Below are 24,006 nucleotides of genomic sequence, written 5' to 3'. Positions count from 1 at the left end.
CGACCTCATGCCTCCCGCCGGGCTAGAATGAGGCGCAGGCCAAGCACGATGATCAGCACCGCGCCCTGCGCGCCGATCTGCCAGTCGGGCGAAATCCGCAGGAAGGAAAGAAAGGATCCGGCGAGCGTCAGCGTCAGCGCGCCGACCACCGCGCCGACCGGTGAGACACGGCCGCCGACGAATTCCCCGCCACCGAGGATAACCCCGGCAATCGACAGAAGCGTATAGCGCAGCGCGATATTGGCATCGGCGGAGGTGGTCACCCCCACCAGCGCCATGCCTGCCAGCACCGAAAACAGGCCGGACAGCGCATAGGCCGCTGCCTTTATCTTCATGACCGACCAGCCGGCGCGCGCCACGGAGCGGGCATTGCCGCCCACGCCGCGGATCGCGACGCCAAGCGTCGAGCGCGTGACAAGGAGATGGGCAACGACGGCAATCACGATGCTTGCGATGATGGCGAGCGGCACGACGGGCGTGGACGCCGTCATCAGTCCTCTCAGCCAGCCGGCCGCTTGACCGCCCGGTGACGGCAGGATCAGCACCGCCAGACCACCCCAGACGAAGCTCATGCCGAGCGTCACCACGATGGAGGGCAGGTCACGCAAGTGGATCAGCACACCGATCAGCGCGTAGACGCCAATGGCACCGGCCAGGATGATGACAGCCACGAGGGGCGCCGTCGGCAGATAAACCGCCGTGACACAGGCGGCGAAACTCACGAAGGTCCCGATCGACAGGTCGAGATCGTTGACGGCAATCACCAGCATCTGCGCAATGGTGGCGAGCGCAATCGGCACCGCCAGATTGAACAGCAGGTTCATGCCCATATAGCTCATGGCCCGCGGCTGCAGCCAGAAGACGGCAGCCAGCAGCGCCGCCAGCGACAGGACGGGGATCAAAAGGCGGATGACGTTTGGGGACAGTCTTGTCATGCGGCTTCTCCCTGGAAGGAGGCGGCCAGCACGCGCTCCTCGCTGATGTCATCGCCGGAGAGTTCGGCGACGATCACCCCGTCGCGGAATACATAGACCCGGTCGCAGAGGCAGATTTCGTCCATTTCCGTCGAATACCAGATGAAGGTCCGTCCAGCTTCAGCCTCCGAACGGATGATGCCATAGACATCCTGCTTGGTGCCGATATCGACGCCGCGCATGGGATCGTCCATCAGAACGATAGAGGCAGGCGTGGAAAGCGCCCGGGCAAACAGCACCTTCTGCTGGTTGCCGCCCGACAGCGACAGAATGGGATTGGCCATATCGGGCGTTCTGATCGCCATACGTGCTTTCCACGCGCTACCCAGCGCCGTTTCCTCGCCGCGCCCGATGGTGGCCAAACGCGACAGAGCGCCAAGATCCCCGATGGAGAGATTGCGCAGGATGCTCCACAGCGGAAAGGTGCCATTCAGCGAACGGTCACCGGCCACGAAGGCAACCTCCTGCGGGCGCTTCGGGAGCCAGTTGGACGCCCGATTGCGAAAGAGCGACAGCAGCATGTCGGTCTGCCCATGCCCGCCAAGCCCCGCAAGGCCGATGATTTCGCCCTTGCGCGCGCAAAACGCTGCCGACGCCCCTTTGGCGACCGGCATGGCAACCGCGAGTTCGGCCTTCGAAAGGTCACGCGCGCCGGACCGGACCTTTTCCTTCACGACACTCCCCATGGCTTCCACGAGGCTTTTGACCGTGAAGCCGGACACGGGCCGGTTGGCGACCACCTTGCCATCCTTCATCACCACGATGCGGGTAGAGGTGGACAGGATCTCACCCAGGATATGCGAGATCAGCAGAACGGAGCCGCCGCCGGCCACATAGCGCCGTACATGCGCCATGAGTTGTTCAGCAAGCGCGGCATCCAGCGAGGATGTCGGCTCGTCCAGAATGACCAGCCGCGGCGCTTCGGTGACGGACAGGAAGTTGATGGCGATTTCGACCATCTGCCGCTCCGTGATCGGCAGCTCTGCCACCGTGGCGGCACAATTGACACGGTTGCCCGGAAAGATTTCCGCAAGCTTCGCACGGATCAGCGACAGCGCCTGACGACGCCAGCCGGCACCGTTGAGCCCCTGATGCATCAGCCGGATGTTTTCGGCGACAGTCAGATTGGGGCAGAGCGACAGTTCCTGAAATACGCAGCGCACGCCGCCCGCGCGGGCCGCAGAAACACCGCCGCCGGTCGCCTCGGCGTTGCCATAGGCGAGACTGCCCTGATGCGGGGTAAGACCGCCATTGATGACGTTGACGATGGTGGATTTGCCGGCGCCATTATGGCCAACCAACCCCAGCGCCTCGCCGGGGCGGATGTCGAGATCCACGCCATCAAGCGCGGTCACGGCACCAAAGGCAACGCGAACGGCGCGCGCTGATACCACCGGGCGCGTTTCATTGTCTGAAGTCATGGAGCGAACCATCGGGTCATGCGATTGGGGGAGGGCGGAAGCGCCAGGAGGTGCACCTCCGCCCGCGCGGGGTGGGATCCCGCTTACTTCGCGGTGGCGATCACCTTCTGGGCGTCGGCCTGGGAATATTCGACATTCGCCACGCCGCCCTTCTGCGTCGTCTTCAGATTGTCCTCCAGCGTCGGCTGGTCGATGCGCAGGAAGGGAACCGTCAGATCCTTCTTCACCTGCTTGCCGTCGAGGATCTGCTGCGCCACCCAGAAGGCAAGTGTCGAGACACCGGGTGCAATCGAGACGGACATCGTCTCATAGCCGGATGCGTCTTTCTGCTTCTTCCACCACTGCAGCTCATCCTCGCGGTTGCCCATGATGATGACCGGGGTGGGGCGCTTCGCAGCCTCGAAGGCCTGCGCCGCACCATAGCCGTCGCCGCCCTGCGTCACGACGGCTGCGATCTCCGGCAGGCTTGGCAGGATGCCGGCAACGGCACGCTGGGCCACATCCTGCGCCCAGTCGCCATGCACGGAGCCGACGATCTTGAACTGCGGAAACTGCTTGACGCCTTCGTGGATGCCGGCGGAAATCTCGTCATCAACGAAGACACCCGCAAGACCGCGAACTTCCAGCAGATTGCCGCCCTTCGGCAGGCGCTTCGACAGATATTCGACCTGGCTGCGGCCCATTTCCTTGAAATCGACCGCAATGCGCCATGCGCAGGGTTCGTTGACGATGCCGTCGAAGGAGACGACGGTGATGCCGGCATCGCAGGCAGCCTTGACAGCACCGTTCAGCGCCGTCGGCGAGGCGGCATTCAGCACGATCGCGTCATAGCCCTGCAGGATCATGTTCTGGATCTGGGCGGCCTGTTCCGTCGCCTGGTTCTCGGCGGTCGTGAAGGCATCGGCGGAGGCAACGATACCAGCCTTGACGGCCTCCTTCGTGACCTTGTCCCAGCTCGTCAGCATGGCCTGACGCCAGGAATTGCCGGCGTAGTTGTTGGACAGTGCGATCTTCTTCTTCGCCGTATCCGCGTGAGCGGTCATCGGCAAAAGCGCGCAGGCGAAAATGGCGGCAGATGCCGCGAGCATGCTCCGAATTCTCATGTTACCTCCCCAGTGCCGCCCCTTGCGGCGTGTCGACCGGGACCGCTCCTCAACGGTTTTTCCCGGCATCAAGTGGTACGGACCACTCCGATCCGTCCCAGGCAGGATGGCGCAAAGCCCCCTGCCTGTACAGGGGAAATGACCCTCCAAATCTGCGGGTTCCCGCATGTCGATTGCGAAAAGCCGCACGACAAGGCGGGCAATACAAGGCTATTGTTGCCGCGCGGAGGGAAGAGCCGCAACCTGAGACCGGTGAAGGAGGAACACCCGTGCTCGACAAGACAGCATCGCCGCTGTTCGAACAGTATGTACGCATTGCCTGGCATCTCGCGGGCAATCTGGATTTCAACTCGGCGATCCGCGCAGTTGCCGAACAGATCGCCGGAATCGTGCCGCATGACCATATGGATGTCTGCATCATCATGCCGGGCAGCCGCTTCCACATGGCCTATGAAAGCGGCTTCGAAACGGAATGGAGCCGCCGCGCCGAGGCTCCCATCGACCAGAGCCCGCTGAAGCGGCTTCTGATGGGTGAAGTCGATACCATGGTGACCGGCGATGCCATGGTCGATCCCGCCTTTCATTTCGAAGGTGCCTTCGGGCAACCGATCCTCGACCACAAGCTGAAAAGCCGCATCCACGTGACCCTCAAGGCCCATGGTGAAACCATCGGGGCGCTGTCGATTTCGGATCGCAAGGCGGACGTCTATGACAGTGCCGATGTGGAGCGGGCGCGCTGGATCGCCGACCTGATCGCACCCTATTTCTTTGCGTTGCGCGCTTCCGACGAGGCAAGACGCGCTGCGATCGCGGAGGCGGAAACGCGCGTACGGGCCGAGGGCCTGCGTGTCGGCGCCCTCAGGCTGACGGAAGCGCTGGAGACCGAGCGACAACGGATCGGCATGGACCTGCATGACCAGACGCTGGCCGACCTCACCCGTTTTGCGCGACGACTGGAGCGGTTGTCGCAGATGAAGAACGTACCGGGTGAGATGCTGGCACCGCTGTTCCAGAGCCTGCAGCAATCCATGCGTGATCTCAGGCAGATCATCGAACAGGCACGCCCGTCGGTTCTGGAACTGTTCGGTCTGGCGGAGGCCATCGACAACCACCTGGATCGCTCCGTGCGTGACAGCGGGCTCTCGATCGACTGGGCGCTGCGCGACGACAGCGATGGCGCCATGGAGGCTCTGCCGCAACCGGTGCAGACCGCGCTGTTTCGCATTGCGCAGGAGGCGATCAACAATGCCGTGCGCCACTCCCAGGCCGGCCGCATCGATGTGCGCCTCGCCAGCGTAGCCGACCGGGTCGTGATCGAAGTCCGTGATGACGGCGTCGGTCTGCCGAGGATCGAGGAGAGGCGTGGGAGCGGCATAGAGAACATGAAGACACGCGCCAGACTGATCGGAGCGCAGTTTACCGCGCGACGCGAGGAAAAGGCGACCGTGATTCGGGTCACGCTGCCGCTGGCATGGGAGACATTGCCATGAAGGTTCTGATTGTCGAGGACGACCCTTTGCACCGGGCCTATCTTGGCGAGGCCGTGCGCGCAGCCCTTCCCGAATGCGACACGGTCCTGGAGGCGGCCGACGGGCTGGCGGGTGAGCGCCTGGCGCGTGAGCACACATCCGAACGGGTGGTGTTGGATCTCCAGATGAGCCCGCGCAACGGCATCGAGGCTGCCCGCACCATCTGGCGTGAACGGCCGGAGACCCGCATCCTGTTCTGGTCCAATTATGCGGATGAAGCCAATGTGCGCGGCATTTCACGCATCGTGCCGGCCGGCGCGGCCTATGGCTATGTGCTGAAATCGGCGTCCGACGAGCGTCTTCGGCTGGCGCTCAGGTCCATCTTCATCGAGGACCAGTGCGTGATCGACCGGGAGGTCCGCGGCCTCCAGCAGAAGAGCGCCGGTGCCGTCAGCGGCTTTACCGATTCGGAATACGAGGTGTTGATCGATATCGCGCTTGGCCTGACGGATCGCACCATTGCGCGCCGGCGCAATCTTTCGCTTCGCAGCGTCCAGAACCGCCTGCAGCAGCTCTACGAGAAGCTTGGCGTCTACCAGCCGAACGATGGTGACGCGGAAGCCCGCTTCAACCTCCGCTCCCGCGCTGTCACCGTCTCGCTGCTGCGCAAGCTGGTGAACCATACCGCGCTGGAACGCGCGGAAATGGATCTTGCCCGCTGGCTGGAACGGGACGGGCATACGCAAAAGTAGTCGAATCCAAAAGGGCGCGGCGAAAGCCGCGCCCTGCGATTTTGTCGGAAGAACCGCATCTGCCGATGATTACTGCAGCGCCTTCACGCGGGCCGCCACCCAGGCCGGCCCGCCGTTGGACAGCGACTGCTTGTAATAGCGCAGCGCCTCCTTGCGATCGGCCGTTACGCCCTGGCCCGATTCGTACATGCGCCCAAGATTTGCCTGGGCCAGCGCATTGCCCTGACCAGCAGCCTTCTTGTAGGCGGCAAGCGCCCCCGGCAGGTCTGCGGGCACCTCGCTTGTGCCTTCGAGCAACAGGCCGAGCTTGTACTGGCTCCAGACATTGCCTTGATCGGCCGCCTTGCGGTACCATTCAACAGCCTGCTTGTCGCTCTTCGGCAAACCGTCGCCGGACGCATACTTCTCACCCAGCGTGTACTGAGCCCAGACATTGCCCATCGCCGCCGCCTTCTGGAACAGTTCGATCGCCTTGGTCTGGTTCTTCTCGCCGGCAAACCCGCCTTCCAACGCGCGACCGTGATTGTAGATGCCCCAGGGGTTCTCCTGACCGGCAGACCTTGCAAAAAGATCGGCGGCCTTCTTGAGGTCCTTGGGCACACCGCGCCCCTCCTCGTAGAGAGAACCGAGACTGTTCATGGCCCATGGATTACCGTGATCGGCCGATTTCTGATACCATTCCGCCGCGGTCGCATCGCTCTTGGCAACGCCCTGACCATTCTCGTAAATCTTCGCGACGTTGAGTTCGCCCCACGAATCATCCCGCTTTGCAGCCTTCATGTAGGCGTCGAGCGCGGCGGGATAATCCTTGCGGGCGAGCGCCGCATCTCCCTTGTTGACCATGTCGGGATAGGTCGATTGCGCGGTCACGCAGCCGGACGTCAGTACGGATGCGAGCAGGACCGTCACCAGCCGCACATCCAGAAACCCGCCGGCGCGGCCTCGTGCACGCACGAAGAATCCAAGCATTTTTCGGGCACGAGACATGACAAAACCAAGCAAATTAAACCGAGAGTTTGAATACATCAGAGCTTCACCATCAATACACGCGTTAGACAAGACTAATACCCTCCACTTCGGCCATTCGCTTTTTCATATACCCCCGGAATTTCACTGAAATACGCTCTTTGCGATCCTTTTTCCACCCGAAATACGTTGCAAATTGACACATCTGTGTAATAGACCGTTTACACATAGTGACGAAGACGCGACGCAATTTCAGGGCCAGCGCCGAATGCGGAAACGAAGTGCAATCCATATCGAGGGAGCCGGCTGGATCGATACGGCATTGGCGGCGATCGTCACGATGCTATCGCTGAGCATGACGTTGGCACTCGTTGTCCTCGTTGTAAACATCGCCGATGTGCCCGTCTTTCATCGCGTGATTTATGCCTTCATTCTATTGTCCTTGCTTTTCTGCTGTTTTTCTTACGAACTCAGTCGCTACGGGCTGGCGCGGCGTGGACAAAGGCGCGCGCACGTGGCGGAATCGGCGCTGGAGCATCTCCTTGCTCCTTCCGCGCCATCGATCGCGGTGCTGATACCCTCTTATCGCGAAGAACCGCGCGTCATTGCCATGACGATGCTTTCGGCAGCGGTCGCCCGCTACGGAAATCGACGCATCGTGCTGCTGGTGGACGATCCCGCGACCGATCTGCCATCATTGCGCAGTTCGCGCGCGGCCGCCCAGACGGTGATCGAATCGGTCCGAACGATCATGCGTCCCATGCGCGCTGCGGCCCAGACGTGGCAGGCTTCGCGTTCGCTGGCAGACCTGAACCTTGACGTCCATCGCGAGCAGGTTTGCGCCCTCTATCAGCTTGCGGCAAGCTGGCTCGACGAGCAGGCGGACGACTTCCGAAACGCGACGACGCCAGCCTTCCGCCATGTCGATTGCTTCTTCGCCGATCAGGTTCTGGGCGATCTCGCCGAACTTTATCGCGACAAGGCGCGGCAACTGGTCCAGCAGGGCGCTGACGAGCGGGAACTGGATGCTCACTACGCCATCCTGCGCGATCTCTTTTGCTCCGATATCACCGTCTTCGAACGCAAGGCCTACGCCAATCTTTCGCACGCGCCGAACAAGGCCATGAACCTCAATGCCTATATCGGCCTGATGGGGAAGCGATTCCGGATCACCCGGCGCGGCAAGGTCGTCAGACTACTGGAATGCGGCGACGGCTGGGCCGACCTTGCGGTTGCACGTCCGGATCTTGTGCTGACGCTCGATGCCGACAGCGTGATTCTGCACGATTACATGCTTCGCCTTACGCATGCCCTGCAGGAAAACCCGCAAGCGGCCGTTGCCCAGACCCCCTATCTCACCTTTCCTGACAGCACGTCCGTCGTGGAGCGCGTGGCGGGTGCGACAACGGATATCCAGTATCTCGCGCATCAGGGGAGCACCTTTTTCAACGCCTCCTACTGGGTCGGCGCAAACGCCCTCATCCGCTACAAGGCATTGCAGGATATTGCCTGTGACCAGACGGAGGGGGCGCAGACCGTCCGGGTCTTTATCCAGGACAGGACCGTCATCGAGGATACCGGCTCAACCATCGATCTGCTCGGGGCCGGCTGGCAGGTGCATAACCATCTGACGCCGCTCGCCTACAGCGCCACCCCGGCCGATTTTGGCGCGCTTGCCATCCAGCGCAAACGCTGGAGCAATGGGGGACTGATCATTTTCCCCACCCTGCTCAAGCATTATCTGAAGACGCGTGGGCGTCTGAGGCGGCTGCCGGAACTCGTCGTGCGCACGAACTACCTGCTGTCTCCCCTGCTCGGCAATATCGCCGTCTTCGTGCTGATGGTCTGGTCACCTTCCGACAGCCGCACGTTGCTGATGTGGACGCCGCTGGCAATCGCTCCGTATTTCTGTCTTTACGCCAGCGACCTTCACAGGCTCGGCTACAGGCTTTCCGACCTGTTCCGCGTCTGCGCGCTGAATCTGATGCTGCTGCCTGTGAGCTTTGCCGGAATTCTGGCCTCACTGCGCCAGATGATGACAGGCCGCAAGGGAAGCTTTACGCGAACCCCCAAGGTCGCGGACCGGACGTTCATTCCGCCCTACAGCTTCCTGTTCAACGGCATGATGCTTCTGCTGATGGCGTTCTATGTGATCCAGGGCGTCGTCTCCGAAAAATACGTGGGCACCATCGTGCCGGCGATCAATGTGATCCTCTACGCCTACGGCCTGCACAGCTTCATCGGCTTTCGCAACGGTTTTGCGGATCTGGCTCTGGCGATCAGACATGCAATGCCGGCGGCGATGTTTCCCGCGGCAGCCGGCGCTCGCGCGGTGAGCCTGCGCACGGTCGCTCGATCAGGTCCTTCGTCTGCAGCGGTGCGCGAATCCGCACCGCTACGCCGGATTGCAGCGGCAATCGCCTTCTTTGCGGTGCTGCTGGGACCGGCTCTTTCGGTTCCCTCGCATTCCAGCGGCGACCCGCGACACCTGATGATCGACGACCGGCAGGCTGCCTGGCTTGCAACTCAAGGCCCTCCGCAGGCAACAGCGACACCATCACCGAACACAGCATCTTTGAGCCCGGGATCCGATTGACATCTGCAAACGGCAGATCCGCCTCGGGTGACAACACCGAATTTGAGAACTGACTGACCAAGTGAATTTGAGGGAGAGGGGTACATGATGAACCCGCACAAGAACGGCAAGAAGGCCGCAACGAGAACCGAAAGATCTCAGGCTCGCAAGGCACTGAGCACCACCAGACGCTCGCTTGGCCATCTGATGGCAGGCACGGCCATCGGCCTGCTGTGGGTCTCCTACAGCGCCCCGGCCGAGGCTGCCTGCAACATTTCCGGTTCCACGATGCTCTGCAGCGGCGCGGTATCCGGCGGCATTGCGGCAACCGATCCGGTCACGATGCTGACGATCTCATCGCTGACCAGCAACGTAACCGCGCCAGCCGGCACTGATGCCGTCAATTTCGTCTCCAGCAACGGGGCGATCACCGTCATCCTCAACACGGACCAGACGTTGAACGCATCCGGGGCAGGCGCGGATGCCATCGAGGCCCGCAGCCTCGGCGGACATGACATCACGGTCAACGCGACGGGCGGCCTCAATTCGGCAAACGCCTATGGCATTTATGGCGATACCGCTGGCGATATCTCGGTCACCACGAATGGTGCAATCCACGCCAGCCTCGACGCCCTGAACCTGCATGGCCAGTCGACGGGCAATGTCGTGATCAACACGACCGGCAGCCTGGTCTCCGATACGGGCTCGGGTATAGTGGCAGATACGGGCATCGATCCCAGCCTTTCAGGCATGATCAAGGTCGTTAATGGTGCAGCCATCACGGCTGCCGGTGATGGCATTCGCCTGACGTCGAACGGATCGGGCCTGCTCGATATCGGAAGCACCGGCAACATCACGGCAGATTCCGGCTACGGTATCTACGGCTTTGGCAACGGTTCGATCGTCAGCCAGACATCCGGCAGCATCGAATCGGATCAGACGGCAATCTCTCTGGAAGCTCACGGCCAGGACGGGCCGATCATTGCCTCGCATACCGGTAACCTCACCTCGCACGATGGCGACGGCTTCTGGGCCGAGGCCCGCGGGCCGGTATCCATTTCGGTGACCGGTGACATCGAGGCGGATGGAACCGGTATTCATGCCCAGTCGGCGGAGACGGTCGGCACAACCGTTGTCGACATAAGGCATAACGGCGAGATCAAGGCGTACAACGGCTACGGCATCGAGGCTGTCGGCCTGAACGGTGGCATCAGCATCACCAATAACGGCACCATCAGGTCCCTGGACGATGGCATCACCGCAACCGCCTCTGGTGGTGACGTCACGGTCAACCAGATCGGCACGATCATGACGGATGGGCGCGGTATCTTCGCACATTCCACCACCGATAATGTCGCCGTGACAGGTACAGGTGCGATTTCGGCAGAAGGCGATGGCGTCGTCGCCTACGCCAATAATGGAACGGCTTCCGTCCAACAGACCGGTGACATCTCCTCCGATGGGATCGGAATCAACATCACCTCGCTGACCAGCGATGCGTCGGTGACCGGCAGCGGCACGATCAGCGCCAGCGGCACGGGTATCTCCGCTTCGAGCTTGGGTTACGGTTCCACAAACATCGACCGGACTGGGGATATCGAGTCGACGGGCGATATTGCCATTCTCGCCACCTCCTCGAATGGCAATGTCACGGTGAGCAATTCCGGGATTATCCAGGCCCAGGCCAACGGCATCCAGGCACGTGCGGCCAATGGCGATATAGAAATCACACAGACTGGTGCCGTGACATCAACGGCAGGCTCCGGCATCGATGCCGCTGCGCAGAACGGCTCGGTCACGCTCACGACCGACGGCCTGATTACGGCGAGCGGACACGCTATCCGCGCCAACAGCGGAGGCTACGGTACAGTCGAGATCACGGCATCCGGTGGCCTGACGTCCAGCACCGGCGCCGGCATTTTCGCAGCCAGTGCGAATGGCAACATCACGATCTCCAACAGCGGAACCATTCAGGCAGCGACCGCCGGCATTGACGCGTCTGCAGCGAACGCTGGCGTTTCGGTCACCAACACCGGCATCATCACGGCCGGCGAGGATGCGATCCGTGTCAACAATTCGGGTAACGGTCAGGTCACCATCAACACCAGCAACAACCTGACATCCACCAACAATTCCGGCATTCTCGTCACGTCAGGGAGTTATGGCGTCAACATCACCAGCAGCAGTGTCATTGCCTCCAAGCAGAGCGGCATTGATGTCGAGGCGATCAACGGCGATGTGCAGATCAGCCAGACCGCCAACGTGACCTCCAGCGCAGCACGGGCCATCAGCGCCGACGCTCTGAACGGGGCGGTCAGCATCGCGTCCAACGGTGCTCTGCAGGCCAAGACCGATGGCATTTATGCGCATTCGAAGAACGGTAACGTTGGTGTCAACCAGACGGGTACGATCGTGGCAACCGACGGGGCCGGCATCATTGCCAATGCCGAGAGCGGTTCGGTCACGCTCACGGCCAACGGCCTGATCACCGCCAATGAAGATGCGGTCCGCGCCAACAGCGCAGGTTATGGCACAATCGGCATTACAACGTCGGGCGGCATCCACTCCGTCAGCGGCACAGGGATTGTCGCCACCGCCACCAACGGCAATGTCACCGTCTCCAACACCGGCGCCATCCAGGCGAGTGCCGATGGCATCAACGTCGAAGCCACCAACGGCGCGATCCAGATCACGCAGACCGGAAATGTGACATCAGATAACGGCGTTGCCATCCGGGCCAATGCGCCTAACGATAACATCAGCATCACATCCACCGGGAACCTGTCCGGCGAGACCTATGGCGTCTATGCCCATTCCAACGGGTGGGATACCTCCGTTTCTCAGACGGGCACGGTCTATTCCGAGGCAGGTGCCGGTATCGATGCCTACTCGGCCAACGGGCAGGTCAGTGTCATCGCAAATGGTGCCGTAACGGCAAAGACGGATGCCATTCTGGCCCGTAGCGCCAGCGGTGGCGACGTCACCGTCAACGCAACGGGCGGCGTGGAGGCCTATGATGGCGCCGGCATCATTGCTTACAGCGCCAGCGGCAAGGTCGATGTGACGCAAAACGGCAATGTTCTGACGAAGGGCAATGCCATCGATGTCAGCAATGTCGGCTACCAGTCGGTCAGCATCGCCCACAGCAATGGAACGATCACCTCCTATAGCGGAAGCGGCATCCTGATTTCCTCGGTCGACGGCGCCGTGAACGTCACGTCGTCCGGAGCAATCACCGCCGAACTCTACGGCATAAATGCAAGCAATACCGGCAACGGTGCGGTCTCCGTGTCGCAGACCGGCGCAGTCACGGCCAATCACCAGACGGGCATACTTGCGTCATCGGCGACCGGTTCCGTCACCGTCACAGGCAATGGTAATATCGAAGCTGAACTCTACGGCATAACTGCAAGCAATGCCGGCAACGGTTCCGTCTCCGTGTCGCAGACCGGCGCAGTCACGGCCAATCACCAGACGGGCATACTTGCGTCATCGGCGACCGGTTCCGTCACCGTCACGGGCAATGGTAATATCACCGCCGAACTCTACGGCATAAATGCAAGCAATGCCGGCAACGGTTCCGTCTTCGTGTCGCAGACCGGCGCAGTCACGGCCTATCACCAGACGGGCATACTTGCGTCATCGGCGACCGGTGCCGTAACGGTCACCGGCAATGCCGACATCACAGCCGACCGTGACGGCATCAACGCCTCGAACACGAGCAACAACAACGCGGTCACCGTCGACCAGCAAGGTGTGATCACCGCCTATAATGGCACCGGCATTCTGGCGTCTTCGGCGCAGGCTGCTGTGAATGTGACCCATACCGGAAACATCGTTGCCGGGGTCACCGGCATCAATGCCGCCAACCTGAGCGACACCGAGGCCGTAACAGTTCGCCAGGAGGGCGACACTACCGCGGCGGATGGCATCATCGCATCTTCCGCGCGCGCCGCAGTCACCGTCACGAATGTCGGCGTAATCAAGGGCAATCGCTACGGCATCAACGCCACGAACATGAGCGACAACGCGGCCGTCACGGTCAATAATACCGGTGACATCACCGCCCGCGACGCCGACGCGATCTTCGCGGCATCCAGTAACGCTAACGTCAATGTCACCAGTTCCGGTGACCTGACGGCCAAGGGCAACGGCCTCTATCTGCAGGGCTGGGGCCAGCTTTCGGCAAACGTCAACGGCGGTACGGTGAGCGGCGGGACCGATGGCGCAGCCGTTGCCTTCGTCAACGGCTCGAGCAGCAGCCTCGTCAACCGCGGCACCCTGCAGAACAGCCAGGGAATCGATGGTCTTGCGATTGCCGCCACGAACACGAATACGGCGATCGACAACTACGGAACCGTTCGCGGCAATGTCGACCTGACGGATCTCGGCAGCAACAGCTTCCTCAACCGTTTCGACGCTCTGTTCGAAACCGGCTCCCGCATCGATCTCGGCGCCGGCAACCTGCTGACCAACGAGGGAACCCTCTCGCCGGGCGGCGCGGGCACGATCGAGACCACGAACCTCATCGGCTCGCTCAACAACACCGCGAACGGCACGCTGCTGATCGATATCGACGCCAGCAACAACGCCGTGGACAAACTCGAGGTCGCCGGCAATGCCACGCTCAACGGCACGCTTGGCCTGAACTTCATCTCGTTCGGCCGTACGGGGACCTATACCTTCCTGACGTCCGGCACGGGCATCGGCACGGAGACCATGGCACTCAGCAACCCGGTCATCAACGGCTCCATCTCGAGCGACGGCACCAATGCGACGGTGACGATCGATGGCTTCAACTTCTCGCCCTCGGGCAGCGTGGTCAATTCGTCGGCGATCGGCGACTATCTGAACCGCTCGTTTGCCACCACCAGCGGACTTGAACCGATCCTCTCAAGTCTTGCGAGCCTCAGCAGTCTCGATGCGTTCAACGAGGCCATGCAGCAGCTTTCGCCGGAAGTCTTCCTGGCGCAGAGCGATGCCGCCAAGGTTGCCAATGTTGGCTTTACCAACAACCTGATGAGCTGCCGCGTCGCTGATGGCGCCGTGTTCTTCGGAGCGGAAGGTGAATGCGGCTGGATGAAGGTCGAACGCCGTCTCGTCTCCCGGGACGAAACCGCCGATAGCGTAGGCTTCGACAACAAGAGCTGGACGTTGTCCAGCGGCGCCCAGTTCGCCGTTGCGGATGACTGGCGTATCGGCTTCGGCTTCGGTCTCTCCACTGAAACCGCAACCAGCGCCTATGGCAGCAGCGACGGCACCAGCGGCTATGCCGGTGCGGTCGTGAAGTATACGCCCGGTGCGGCTCTCTTCGCAGCCTCCATCTCGAGCACATATGGCTGGTATGACACGACCCGCAACGTGAACTTCGGCTCCCTTTCGGACACGCTGACCGGAAGCCCCGAAGTCGCGACGCTGAATGCACGTTTGCGTGCAGCCTATACCTTCCAGAACCACGTCTCTTACCTGCGTCCGCAGGTCGAGCTGGACATGATCTATACGCATCAGAATGCCGTGACGGAATCGGGTGGCGTGTCGGCTCTCAGCCTGCAGTCCAACGACCAGACGGTGTTCAGCGTCACGCCCTCGCTGGAGGCCGGTGCGCAGTTCGAGATGGAAGATAATGTCCTGATCCGCCCCTATGTCAGCGGTGGCGTCAGCCTCTACTCGAGCGACGAGCAGTCGATTCAGGGTGTCTTCTCGGCCAATACCGGCGGGATCAGCCCCTTCACGGCGCGTTCCACCACGGACCGCACGCTGTGGCGGGCCTCGGCCGGCGTCGATATCTTCGCGACCGAGAACTCCACGCTGCGTCTCTATTATGATGGCGCATTCGGCTCGACCACGACGTCCCAGACCTTCGGCGGCAAGTTCAGCCTGAAGTTCTGATCGTGGTCCAGATGCCCGCGACGCCCCGCCAGCGTCGCGGGCATTGGCTCCTCATCGATACTTGCCATGGGCAAAGGGAAATGCTGTCCTGAGACGCGGCACATTGCCGGGCAGCAACGCCCGCGCCTTCGCCGGATCGTTATCCGATCCGTTCCGGCATAAACACAGGTTCAGGATGACAGGCATGCAGATCAGGCTCACTACCACCGATACCCCGGCGGCAGAGGAGGTGGCGCTGATCGGGCAGAACCTCACCGCATACAACGATGCCGATGTCGGCCCCTCGGGGCGCCGCGTGCTTGCGGTCACCGTACGCGATGAAACAGGCGCATTACTCGCAGGCATCAGCGGCTATACCGGCTGGGGCTGGCTCTATGTGCAGTGGCTATGGGTGCATGAGAGCCTCAGGGGACAGCGCATGGCCGGTCAGATGCTGACAGCGGCCGAAGACGAGGCGCGAGCCCGCGGCTGTCATTCCGCCTGGATCGACACGTTCAACCCGATCGCCGAAAAGGCCTATACGCGACAAGGCTACGCCGTCTTCGGCGAATTGCCCGACTTTCCGGTCGGGCGAAGCCGAAAGTTCCTGCAGAAAAGGCTGACGCCATCAGGCTGACAGGCGGCCACCGATCATCGGCCGAGGGGCGCCGGTCGTTGTCGGGAAACTGATCGGCAGCCCGCGCAGCACGCGCACCGCCAGGAAAGCAAAACATTCCGCTTCCACCGCATCGCCGCGCCAGCCGAGATCTTCGGCCGGACGGACCTCGACGCGCCCCCGCGTGTGCAGCATCTGCATCAGGGTCGGGTTATGGCGTCCGCCGCCGCTGACGAAGACGCGACGAGGCCGCGTCGGCAGAAGATCAAGCGCCCTGCCGACAGCCGATGCGGTGAACGCCGTCAGCGTTGCAGCGCCATCCTCCAGCGAAAGGCCGTCGGCCATGGCTGCTCCAAAATCGAAGCGATCCAGCGATTTCGGAAAACGGGCCGAAAGATAGGGATGTTCGAGAAGCTGCGACAGCCGTTCCTCATTCACGGTGCCGGCGGCGGCCAGCCTGCCATCGAGGTCCATGTCGCCCAGCCCATGCGACTTGACCCAGTCATTGATCGGGGCATTGGCCGGCCCGGTATCGAAGGCCACCAGACCATCGCCGCCATCGCTCCAGGTGATGTTGGCAACGCCGCCCAGATTGAGCACTGCGGAGGTTTCGTTCTGACCAGCACCCTTCAGCAGCGCCGCGTGGTAGACTGCGGCAAGCGGCGCACCCTGACCACCGGCGCGCACATCGGTGCTGCGAAAATCATAGGCAACCCTGACGCCCAGGATATCGGCCATCAACTGGCCGTCGCCGAGCTGGCGCGTTGCGCCAATCCGCCCCGGCTGCGGCGCCCGGTGCAGCACGGTCTGCCCATGGAAACCGACAATGCCGATTTCGCCGGGGGACAGTTCCGCATCGACCACCAGTGTCCGCACGGCTTCGGCCTGCGCGCGTGTCAACGCTGCCTCGGCCTGCGCAAAGATGGCGGGCTCCGGCCCTTCGAAATTCCAGACCCGGGCTTCAGCGAGCGTCTGTTCAAGCAGGTCACGGATCGACTGCGGGTAGGGGGCCAGCGTGTAGCGACCAAACTGTTCGATCGTTTCACCATCCGTCTTCAGCAGCGCGACATCAATATTGCCGTCGAGAACGGTCCCCGTCATCAAACCCACGGCCCAGATCGGTTCCATTGTCCTACTCCCTCATATCCGGTTCATCGCGTCACCGACCGCGCTGCGCAACGCAAAAATTCCGCTGTCGACATGGCGGCTGGGGTGAACGCGATTGGTCAGCAGCGTCCAGACCTGACCGCGCTCGAAATCGATCCAGAGCCCGGTACCCGTAAAGCCCGTATGCCCGATTACCGTCGCATTGCAATGGTGACCGCCGGACCAGCCGTCATAGGGCCGCTCCCAGCCATGGGTTCGTCGTTCCGACACGGGGGCCCGCATCCAGGCCACGACAGGATCGCCGGCCGCATCGCCACGCAGGAGGTCGTGGGCAAAGTCGAGAACCGCATCCACAGTTCCGAACAGGCCGGCGTGACCGGACCCCTGCAGGGCAAAGCAGTTTTCGTCATGCACCTCGCCGCAGAGAACGCGCCCGCGCCACTGACAGAACTCGGTGGCTGCCGTCTTGTCCGGCGGCCCGGCAAAGGCAAAGCCAGAACCGGCATCCATCGCCCGAATCTTCCGGCCCTCGATGCGCTCCAGCGCGATCCCAAGAAGAATATAGTTGATGTCGGAATAGACGGCAGGCCCGGAGCGCCACTCCCGCTGCAGCACGAAGGCACGCAACCGTTCCGGATCGTCGCCATAGGTGTAGATCGGCTCCACGGCGGGGAAGGGCGTCTGGTGCCCGAGGCACTGGCGAAAGGTCACCTGCCTTTCCCAGCATTGCGGCGCATACTGGCGAAAATCCGGAATGACGGAGACGATCGGCGCGTCGAGATCAAGATCGCCCCGTGCGGCAAGCCCGAGGATGCGGGGCGTGGTGAAGATGACCTTGGTGAGCGAAGCAAGATCGAACCAGGTTTCCCGTGTCATCACCCGTTCAACGCCAACCTTCTGCGCAAAACCCGTAACACGGACCTGACGATTGCCAACGCGATCGATCACTCCGAGAACGCCGCCGGGAATGCGACCACTGTCGACCGACTGCTGCAACAGCGCGAACGCGGTGTCGAAGGCCGTCACGTCACCGCTTGCCGTCATCATCGCGCCTCTCCGATCATCGCCCGCTGTTCGACCAGAACCTGGTGATCTTCACCGCAAACCGCCCAGACCGCCTCCGGCGGCTCATAGCCTCTGGGCCGCAGCAGGCTCGGCACCGCCTCCATCTGAAGCCGGAACACATCGCGGCGACGATCCGTGGTGGGCACAGCGGCGATCAGGCGACGCGTGTAGTCATGGCGCGGATTGGAGAGAACGGCATTCGCCCGTCCGATCTCGACGATTTGTCCCGCATACAGCACAGCGATCCGATGGGCGATGCGCTCCACCACGGCCATGTCATGCGAAACGAAGAGATAGGCAAGCTTAAGATCGTTCTGGAGATCGATCAGCAGGTCCAGCACGCGGGCCTGAACGGAGACATCGAGGGCGGAAACGGCCTCGTCCAGCACCAGAACCGAAGGATCGACCATCAGGGCACGCGCGATGCAGAGACGCTGCCGCTGGCCACCGGAAAATTCATGCGGATAGCGCCTCAGGCTGTCGGAGGGCAGACCGACGCGCTCAAGCAGTGACATCATCCGCTTGCGGGTGTTACCATCCGGACGCACACCGCCCGCCAGCACCGGCTCCGCCAGCAGGCTTTCGACGTCAAGGCGCGGGTTGAGTGACGCATAGGGATTCTGAAACACCATCTGGATGGGCTTGCGGCGTGGGATTTCGTCGCCGGCATGAACCGAAAAGCTGCCGCGACTGGCCTTGACCAGCCCCAGAAGGGCGCGGGCGGTGGTCGATTTGCCCGATCCGCTTTCGCCGACAATGGCAAGCGTTTCCCCCGGCATGACCTCGAAGCCGACGGCCTCGACGGCATGGACCGCACCGGCCTGACGGCGAAGCAGGCCCGTGGTTGCCGGGAAACGGACCGTCAGCCCCTCGACTTTGAGCGCGGGGCGCACAAGCGCCCGCCCCCCGGGGGACACATCCCGGCGCACATGCCGCCCGTGCGAGAAATGCGGCACGGCCTGCAACAGATGGCGGGTATAGGGATGCTGGGGACGATCGAAGATGTCGTCCAGCGTGCCCTGCTCGACGACGCGTCCGCCATTCATCACCATGACACGGTCGGCAATGCCGGCGACCAGCCCCATGTCGTGGGTAATGAAGATCATTCCCGTGCCGGTTTCGCGCCGCAGTTCGGCAAGCAGTGCCATGATCTGCGCCTGAACGCTGACATCCAGCGCCGTCGTCGGTTCGTCCGCGATCAGAAGCCGCGGATTGGCTGCCAGCGCCATGGCGATCATCACGCGCTGGAGCATGCCGCCCGATAGCTGGTGCGGGTAATAGCCAAGCCGGCGTTCGGCATCGGCAATGCGCACCCGCTCCAGGGCGTTGAGCGCTTCCAGACGCGCAGCAGCGTGACCGAGCCCCTGCTGCAGGCGAAACGTTTCCTCGATCTGTCGTCCGATCGTCATCACCGGATTGAGCGAAGTCATCGGCTCCTGAAAGATCATGCCGATCTCGGATCCGCGGATCTTTTCCATCCGACGATCCGTGGCAGAGGCGAGATCGACGACCTCGCCGCGCGCCGTCGTGAAGTCCATGCGGCCACCAAGAATGCGGCCGCCACCGTCATCGATCAGGCGGTTGATCGACAAAGCTGTCACCGATTTGCCGGAGCCGCTTTCGCCGACAATGGCGAGCGTCTCGCCGGGGCTGAGATCGAAATCGATGCCATGGACGACCGTCTTGGCGGTATCGCCGCGACCGAAGCCGACCGTGAGGCCGCGAACGGATAAAAGCCGGCTCATGCCACGGCCCTCCGGCTGCGCGGGTCGAGAATGTCGCGCAGTGCATCCCCGAGAAGGTTGAAACCGAGAATGCCCAGCATAATGGCAAGACCGGGAAAAACGAGAAGCCAGGGCGCCATTTCCATGAGGTTGACGCTGTCGGACAGCATGAGGCCGAGCGAGGACCCCGGCGGTTGCGTGCCGAGACCAAGGAAGGAGAGGCCGGATTCGGTCAGCAGCGACCAGGCGAGGGCCAGGGTCACCTGGACGGTGAGCGGTGCCACGAGGTTCAGCATCAGATGGCGGGTCAGGATATAGGATGTGGAACTGCCGAAGGTGCGGGCCGCATCCACGAAATCGCGCGCCTTGAGAGAAAGCGCCGGTCCGCGCACCACGCGCGTGAAGATCGGCGTATAGACAAAGGCGATGGCGAGAATGCTCGTGAAGGTGCCCGGCCCCACAACGGCGATGAAGAGCAAGGCGAGAAGGATTGCAGGGAAGGCGAGCAGCACATCCATCAACCGCATCACAAGACCGTCCCAGAGATGGCCGAACCAGGCCGCCGTCAGTCCGAGCAGGGTGCCGATCAGAGCCGCGATACCAACGGAGGAGAAGGCAACCAGGAAGGACTGGCCGATGCCGATCATCAACCGGCTCAGCACGTCGCGGCCGAACATGTCGGTCCCCATCCAGTGCGCCATGCTCGGCCCCTGGAGGCGGTCGATACGGAACTGCTGGAGCGGATCATAGGGCGTCAGGCCCGCCTGCGCGGCAAGCGCGATCAGGATATAGGCAAGCACGATCACGCCGCCGATGCGGCCGCTCGAATGGCCGAGCAGGCGGGTCAGAAAGCGGCTCACGAGCGTCCTCCCAGGCGGATGCGCGGATCCAGCATGACATAGGCAAGATCGACCAGCAGGTTGACGATCATGAAATTCAGCGCCACGAACAGCACGCTGCCCTGCACCAGCGCATAATCGCGCTGCAGAATGGCATCGAGCACCATACGCCCCAGCCCCGGCAGTGCAAAAATCTGCTCCACAAGCACGGCCCCGCCCAGCAGATAGCCGAATTCCACGCCGCTCAGGGTTACCACCGGGATCAGCGCGTTGGGCAAAGCATGGCGCCAGATCACCCGGCGTCTGGTTGCCCCCTTGCTGCGGGCGGTGCGCACATAGTCGTCGCTCAGCACGTCCAGCATGGCAGAGCGGGAAATGCGGGTGACGGAGGCCGTGAAGGAAAGGCCAAGCGTCAGCGCCGGCAGGATCAGCTGGCCGATATTGCCAAGCGGATCCTCGGAAAAGGGGATGAACTGGCCCATGGCCGGCAGTATGCCGAAGCCGGCGGACAGGACGTAGATGATCATCAACCCGATCACGAAACTCGGGGTCGACTGGCCGATCATCGCAAAGATGCGCACGGCGAGATCCGAACCGCGTTCGCGGCGCGTTGCGGCAAACACGCCGAGCGGCAGGCCGATGCCAATGGCAATGACCATCGAGAGACATGCCAGTTCCAGCGTCAGCGGAAACCGCTGCAGGATGACATCGAGCACCGGCTTGCCATAGGTGACCGACAGGCCGAGATCGGCAGACAGCACGCCGAGAAGCCAGCGGCCGTACTGCACCAGCCAGCTCTGGTCGAGCCCGAAATAAGCGGCAAGCGCCTGTTTCTGCTGGGGCGTCAGCAGGCCGGCTTCGGTGCCCAGCATGGCGGTGATTGAATCACCGGGAACGAGGCGGATCGCCACGAACACCAGAACGGAAACGCCGAGCATCACGAGTGGAAAGGTGATGAGACGCCGCAAGAGGTATGTCATGTCGGTCTCCGCCTCGCCCTCTGCATCACTTCAGCGATACGGCAGACAGGCCGAACAGCGAACCATCGGGCGTCGGCAGGAAGCCCTGAACGTTCTGCTGCTGCGCGGTGTAGGCATAGCCCGTGTAGAGCCAGATCCACGGGGAAACCTCGGCCAGATGCTTGTCGAAGGCCGAGAAGATGTCCTTGCGCTTGGCGGGATCAGTCTCGACGCGGCCCTTCTGCATCAGGTCGTCCAGAGTATCGTCGATATAGTTGGCGACCTTCTGCAGATTGCCGGCCTTGGTCCAGTAGCGGTTGTACATGGAATAAGGATCGGCACGACCGCCGTTCAGTGCCACCGCCATGTCGAAATCGCCCTTCAGCCAGGTGTCGACATAGACATTCAGTTCCATCAGCTTGATGTCGAGCTTGATGCCGATCTCCTTCAGCTGCGACTGGATGACCTGCGCCTCGGCGGCGGCCGTTGGCGGCTCGCCGGTCGCGGCAATCACGGTCGCGGAAAAGCCATTGGCATACCCGGCATCGGCCATCAGCTTCCTGGCCTTGGCAAGATCGCGGCTGTAGCAGAACAGCGTCTTCGGGTGGGAGCGGTACTGCGGCATCGTCAGCGGGCCGGTGATCTCGCCCTCGCCGAGAAGTGCTGTGTCGAGCACATCCTTGCGGTCGATGGCGCAGGAAATCGCCTGCCGCACGGCAAGCTCCGTCATCGGCTTGCGCGACGGGTTGAGCTGCAGAACGTGATAGGAGAGCACGGGCTTGCGGTTCAGCGTCAGACCGGCAACCTTGGGCACCAGCGTGGCAACCAGCGGATCGTTCAGCAGGGCAAAATCCACCTGCTTGGCGCGCAGGGCCGCAAGGATGGCGTTCTCATCCGGCAGCACCTTGATGTCGATGCCATCGACGCCGACCTTGCCGCCGGCCCAGTCTGCATTGGCCTTCAGCACTTCGCGCGCGTTCGGCTCCCAGCTTTCAAGCTTGAACGGGCCCGAGCCGACGGCCGCCGTACCGATCTTGCCGGCAGCGATTTCAGAGGCCGGCAAGATGGCGGCGTTGACGCTGCCCATCGCCGTCAGAAGCGGCACGTCCGGTTGGGAGAGATTGAAGACGACAGTGTGGTCGTCCGGGGTGTCGATGCTGGCGATGGAGGCATAATTGGCGCGCGCGACTGCCCCGGTCGCCTGATCGAGAATACGGGTGAAGGAGGCTTTGACGTCGGCCGCGGTGACGGGCTGGCCGTTGTGGAACTTCGCCTTCGGATCCAGCTTGAAGGTGAGCGTCCTGGCATCGGGTGCGAAGGTCCATTCGGTTGCCAGCGCCGGCACCACCTTCAGGTCGCCATTCAGGCGCACCAGCGGCTCATAGACCAGTTCGAGGAGGCGGATCGAGGAAAAGGCCGTCTGCTTGTGCGGGTCGAGGCCCGTGGCATCCTGGGCCCAGGCCATTTTCAGTGTTGCAGCCGCAGCCGGCGCGACCGAGGCGCCGACCAGTCCGGCCACCACGGCAGCGCAGGCGAGAAGCCTGCGGGTCATTCCAGGTTTCATGCTCATTCTCCCTCTGGTTTTCCGGCCTCGGCTTCTGAAGGCCGGGCGCCGGATGGCTTGCAGTTTCAAACCGATTGCTGCGCTTCTTCAAGCGCCTTGCGAAGAAAGCCCTCGCTTTTTGTAAGCGCAATCCCGGCATCCTCCACGGAAAGCCCGGTGAGCGCCATGAGGATCGCCAGCTTCACATTGTTGCCGCTCTCCGCCAGATAGCGCTCAGCATCCTCCACCGGGCAGCCGGTGGCCTCCGAAATGATGCGGATGCCGCGCGCATGCAGCTTCTTGTTGCTGATCGACAGATCGACCATCAGGTTCTCGTAGGTCTTGCCGATGCGGATCATGCTCGCCGTCGTCAGCATGTTGAGCACGAGCTTCTGCGCGGTACCCGATTTCAAGCGCGTTGAACCCGTCACCACCTCCGGACCGACCACAGGCGAGATGGCGATATCGGCCATGTCCGCGAGCGTCGAGGAAGGATTGCAGGTCAACGAGACGGTGACCGCGCCGAGGAATTTCGCATAATCAAGCGCACCAACCACATAGGGGGTGCGGCCGCTGACGGCGATCCCGACCACCACATCACGGGTAGTCAGGGCAACAGCTTCGAGATCACGGCGTCCGCCCTCGACATCATCCTCCGCCCCTTCCACGGCGCGCAGGATCGCGGTCGGACCGCCGGCGATCAGTCCCACCACCATGCCATCCGGCACGGAAAAGGTCGGAGGGCACTCAGAGGCATCGAGAACGCCGAGACGCGCGCTGGTGCCGGCGCCGATATAGATCAATCGCCCCCCCTCGCGGAAGGCGCGGACGATCGCGTCCACCGCCCGGGCGATGTCCGGAATGACCCGGGCGACCGCATCCGGCACGCCCGCATCCTCGCGGTTCATCACGCGCAGGATCTCCTCGGTCGGCAGAAGGTCTATGTTCCGGGAATTCGGATTGCGCGCTTCCGAAACCAGCTGCTGAAGCTCTGCGAGAAGGTGCTGGGAAGACATGGGATCTCA

16 protein-coding genes are annotated in these 24,006 nt (G+C 62.5%); 5 read left to right on the top strand and 11 right to left on the bottom strand.

What is annotated here, in order from left to right; all coding sequences use genetic code 11:
* Nucleotides 1–5 precede the first annotated feature (5 nt).
* From F3H95_RS09950 to F3H95_RS09940, 3 genes are all read right to left on the bottom strand, one after another.
* Nucleotides 6–935, bottom strand: a complete 930-nt coding sequence (locus F3H95_RS09950) for an ABC transporter permease (RefSeq protein ID WP_149745828.1) — start codon at nucleotides 933–935, stop codon at nucleotides 6–8.
* Nucleotides 932–2,395 carry a sugar ABC transporter ATP-binding protein gene (locus F3H95_RS09945; RefSeq protein ID WP_149745827.1) on the bottom strand — a complete coding sequence of 488 codons (1,464 nt, stop codon included), beginning with the start codon at nucleotides 2,393–2,395 and terminating at the stop codon, nucleotides 932–934. The genes F3H95_RS09950 and F3H95_RS09945 overlap by 4 nt, the downstream gene beginning before the upstream one ends.
* A gap of 83 nt (nucleotides 2,396–2,478) precedes the next feature.
* Complete coding sequence (locus F3H95_RS09940; protein ID WP_143124313.1) at nucleotides 2,479–3,498, bottom strand: ABC transporter substrate-binding protein; 1,020 nt, start codon at nucleotides 3,496–3,498, stop codon at nucleotides 2,479–2,481.
* A 269-nt stretch (nucleotides 3,499–3,767) separates the two neighbouring features.
* Between F3H95_RS09940 and F3H95_RS09935 the strand changes: the two genes are divergently transcribed.
* Both F3H95_RS09935 and F3H95_RS09930 read left to right on the top strand, forming a co-directional pair.
* Entirely contained in the window at nucleotides 3,768–4,988 is a 1,221-nt protein-coding gene (locus tag F3H95_RS09935) for a sensor histidine kinase (protein ID WP_244617957.1), read from the top strand.
* Entirely contained in the window at nucleotides 4,985–5,719 is a 735-nt protein-coding gene (locus F3H95_RS09930) for a response regulator transcription factor (RefSeq protein WP_143124311.1), read from the top strand. The genes F3H95_RS09935 and F3H95_RS09930 overlap by 4 nt, the downstream gene beginning before the upstream one ends.
* 69 nt (nucleotides 5,720–5,788) lie before the next feature.
* On the opposite strand, the gene F3H95_RS09925 is transcribed toward F3H95_RS09930, so the two are convergent.
* Nucleotides 5,789–6,673, bottom strand: a complete 885-nt coding sequence (locus F3H95_RS09925) for an SEL1-like repeat protein (protein WP_188134347.1) — start codon at nucleotides 6,671–6,673, stop codon at nucleotides 5,789–5,791.
* 526 nt (nucleotides 6,674–7,199) lie between these two features.
* Between F3H95_RS09925 and F3H95_RS09920 the strand changes: the two genes are divergently transcribed.
* From F3H95_RS09920 to F3H95_RS09910, 3 genes are all read left to right on the top strand, one after another.
* Nucleotides 7,200–9,281, top strand: coding sequence for a glycosyltransferase family 2 protein (locus F3H95_RS09920; RefSeq protein ID WP_188134346.1), 2,082 nt, complete (start codon nucleotides 7,200–7,202; stop codon nucleotides 9,279–9,281).
* An 84-nt stretch (nucleotides 9,282–9,365) separates the two neighbouring features.
* A complete protein-coding gene (locus F3H95_RS09915) occupies nucleotides 9,366–15,149 on the top strand; it encodes a hypothetical protein (protein WP_149745823.1) in 5,784 nt (1,927 codons plus the stop codon).
* Between the two features lie 184 nt (nucleotides 15,150–15,333).
* Nucleotides 15,334–15,765: a GNAT family N-acetyltransferase gene (locus F3H95_RS09910; RefSeq protein ID WP_149745822.1), complete on the top strand. Its 432-nt coding sequence runs from the start codon at nucleotides 15,334–15,336 to the stop codon at nucleotides 15,763–15,765.
* On the opposite strand, the gene F3H95_RS09905 is transcribed toward F3H95_RS09910, so the two are convergent.
* From F3H95_RS09905 to murQ, 7 genes are all read right to left on the bottom strand, one after another.
* On the bottom strand, nucleotides 15,757–16,872 hold the full coding sequence (locus tag F3H95_RS09905; protein WP_149745821.1) for an anhydro-N-acetylmuramic acid kinase: 1,116 nt from the start codon (nucleotides 16,870–16,872) through the stop codon (nucleotides 15,757–15,759). The genes F3H95_RS09910 and F3H95_RS09905 overlap by 9 nt on opposite strands.
* Nucleotides 16,873–16,884: 12 nt before the next feature.
* Nucleotides 16,885–17,898: a serine hydrolase gene (locus tag F3H95_RS09900; protein ID WP_244617956.1), complete on the bottom strand. Its 1,014-nt coding sequence runs from the start codon at nucleotides 17,896–17,898 to the stop codon at nucleotides 16,885–16,887.
* Entirely contained in the window at nucleotides 17,895–19,661 is a 1,767-nt protein-coding gene (locus F3H95_RS09895) for an ABC transporter ATP-binding protein (RefSeq protein WP_149745820.1), read from the bottom strand. The genes F3H95_RS09900 and F3H95_RS09895 overlap by 4 nt, the downstream gene beginning before the upstream one ends.
* On the bottom strand, nucleotides 19,658–20,500 hold the full coding sequence (locus F3H95_RS09890) for an ABC transporter permease (RefSeq protein ID WP_244617955.1): 843 nt from the start codon (nucleotides 20,498–20,500) through the stop codon (nucleotides 19,658–19,660). Before F3H95_RS09890 ends, F3H95_RS09895 begins: the two co-directional genes overlap by 4 nt.
* On the bottom strand, nucleotides 20,497–21,459 hold the full coding sequence (locus tag F3H95_RS09885) for an ABC transporter permease (RefSeq protein WP_149745819.1): 963 nt from the start codon (nucleotides 21,457–21,459) through the stop codon (nucleotides 20,497–20,499). Before F3H95_RS09885 ends, F3H95_RS09890 begins: the two co-directional genes overlap by 4 nt.
* Before the next feature lie 25 nt (nucleotides 21,460–21,484).
* Nucleotides 21,485–23,002 carry an ABC transporter substrate-binding protein gene (locus F3H95_RS09880; protein ID WP_149745818.1) on the bottom strand — a complete coding sequence of 506 codons (1,518 nt, stop codon included), beginning with the start codon at nucleotides 23,000–23,002 and terminating at the stop codon, nucleotides 21,485–21,487.
* Between the two features lie 65 nt (nucleotides 23,003–23,067).
* The gene (gene murQ / locus F3H95_RS09875) at nucleotides 23,068–23,997 is read right to left on the bottom strand and encodes an N-acetylmuramic acid 6-phosphate etherase (RefSeq protein WP_149745817.1); all 930 of its coding nucleotides are present in this window, start codon (nucleotides 23,995–23,997) and stop codon (nucleotides 23,068–23,070) included.
* Nucleotides 23,998–24,006: the final 9 nt, after the last annotated feature.

The sequence above is a fragment of the Rhizobium sp. RU35A genome (assembly GCF_900156005.1).
In the GTDB taxonomy this organism is placed as follows: Bacteria; Pseudomonadota; Alphaproteobacteria; order Rhizobiales; family Rhizobiaceae; genus Neorhizobium; species Neorhizobium straminoryzae.
The sequence above is the reverse complement of the archived record's forward strand: the minus strand, read 5'-3'. Positions and strand labels throughout refer to the sequence as shown.

Coding starts and splice junctions, on each gene's coding strand:
- F3H95_RS09950 (WP_149745828.1), bottom strand. CDS start 935: ATGACAAGACTGTCCCCAAACGTCATCCGCCTTTTGATCCCCGTCCTG.
- F3H95_RS09945 (WP_149745827.1), bottom strand. CDS start 2,395: ATGACTTCAGACAATGAAACGCGCCCGGTGGTATCAGCGCGCGCCGTT.
- F3H95_RS09940 (WP_143124313.1), bottom strand. CDS start 3,498: ATGAGAATTCGGAGCATGCTCGCGGCATCTGCCGCCATTTTCGCCTGC.
- F3H95_RS09930 (WP_143124311.1), top strand. CDS start 4,985: ATGAAGGTTCTGATTGTCGAGGACGACCCTTTGCACCGGGCCTATCTT.
- F3H95_RS09915 (WP_149745823.1), top strand. CDS start 9,366: ATGATGAACCCGCACAAGAACGGCAAGAAGGCCGCAACGAGAACCGAA.
- F3H95_RS09910 (WP_149745822.1), top strand. CDS start 15,334: ATGCAGATCAGGCTCACTACCACCGATACCCCGGCGGCAGAGGAGGTG.
- F3H95_RS09905 (WP_149745821.1), bottom strand. CDS start 16,872: ATGGAACCGATCTGGGCCGTGGGTTTGATGACGGGGACCGTTCTCGAC.
- F3H95_RS09900 (WP_244617956.1), bottom strand. CDS start 17,898: ATGATGACGGCAAGCGGTGACGTGACGGCCTTCGACACCGCGTTCGCG.
- F3H95_RS09895 (WP_149745820.1), bottom strand. CDS start 19,661: ATGAGCCGGCTTTTATCCGTTCGCGGCCTCACGGTCGGCTTCGGTCGC.
- F3H95_RS09885 (WP_149745819.1), bottom strand. CDS start 21,459: ATGACATACCTCTTGCGGCGTCTCATCACCTTTCCACTCGTGATGCTC.
- F3H95_RS09880 (WP_149745818.1), bottom strand. CDS start 23,002: ATGAAACCTGGAATGACCCGCAGGCTTCTCGCCTGCGCTGCCGTGGTG.
- murQ (WP_149745817.1), bottom strand. CDS start 23,997: ATGTCTTCCCAGCACCTTCTCGCAGAGCTTCAGCAGCTGGTTTCGGAA.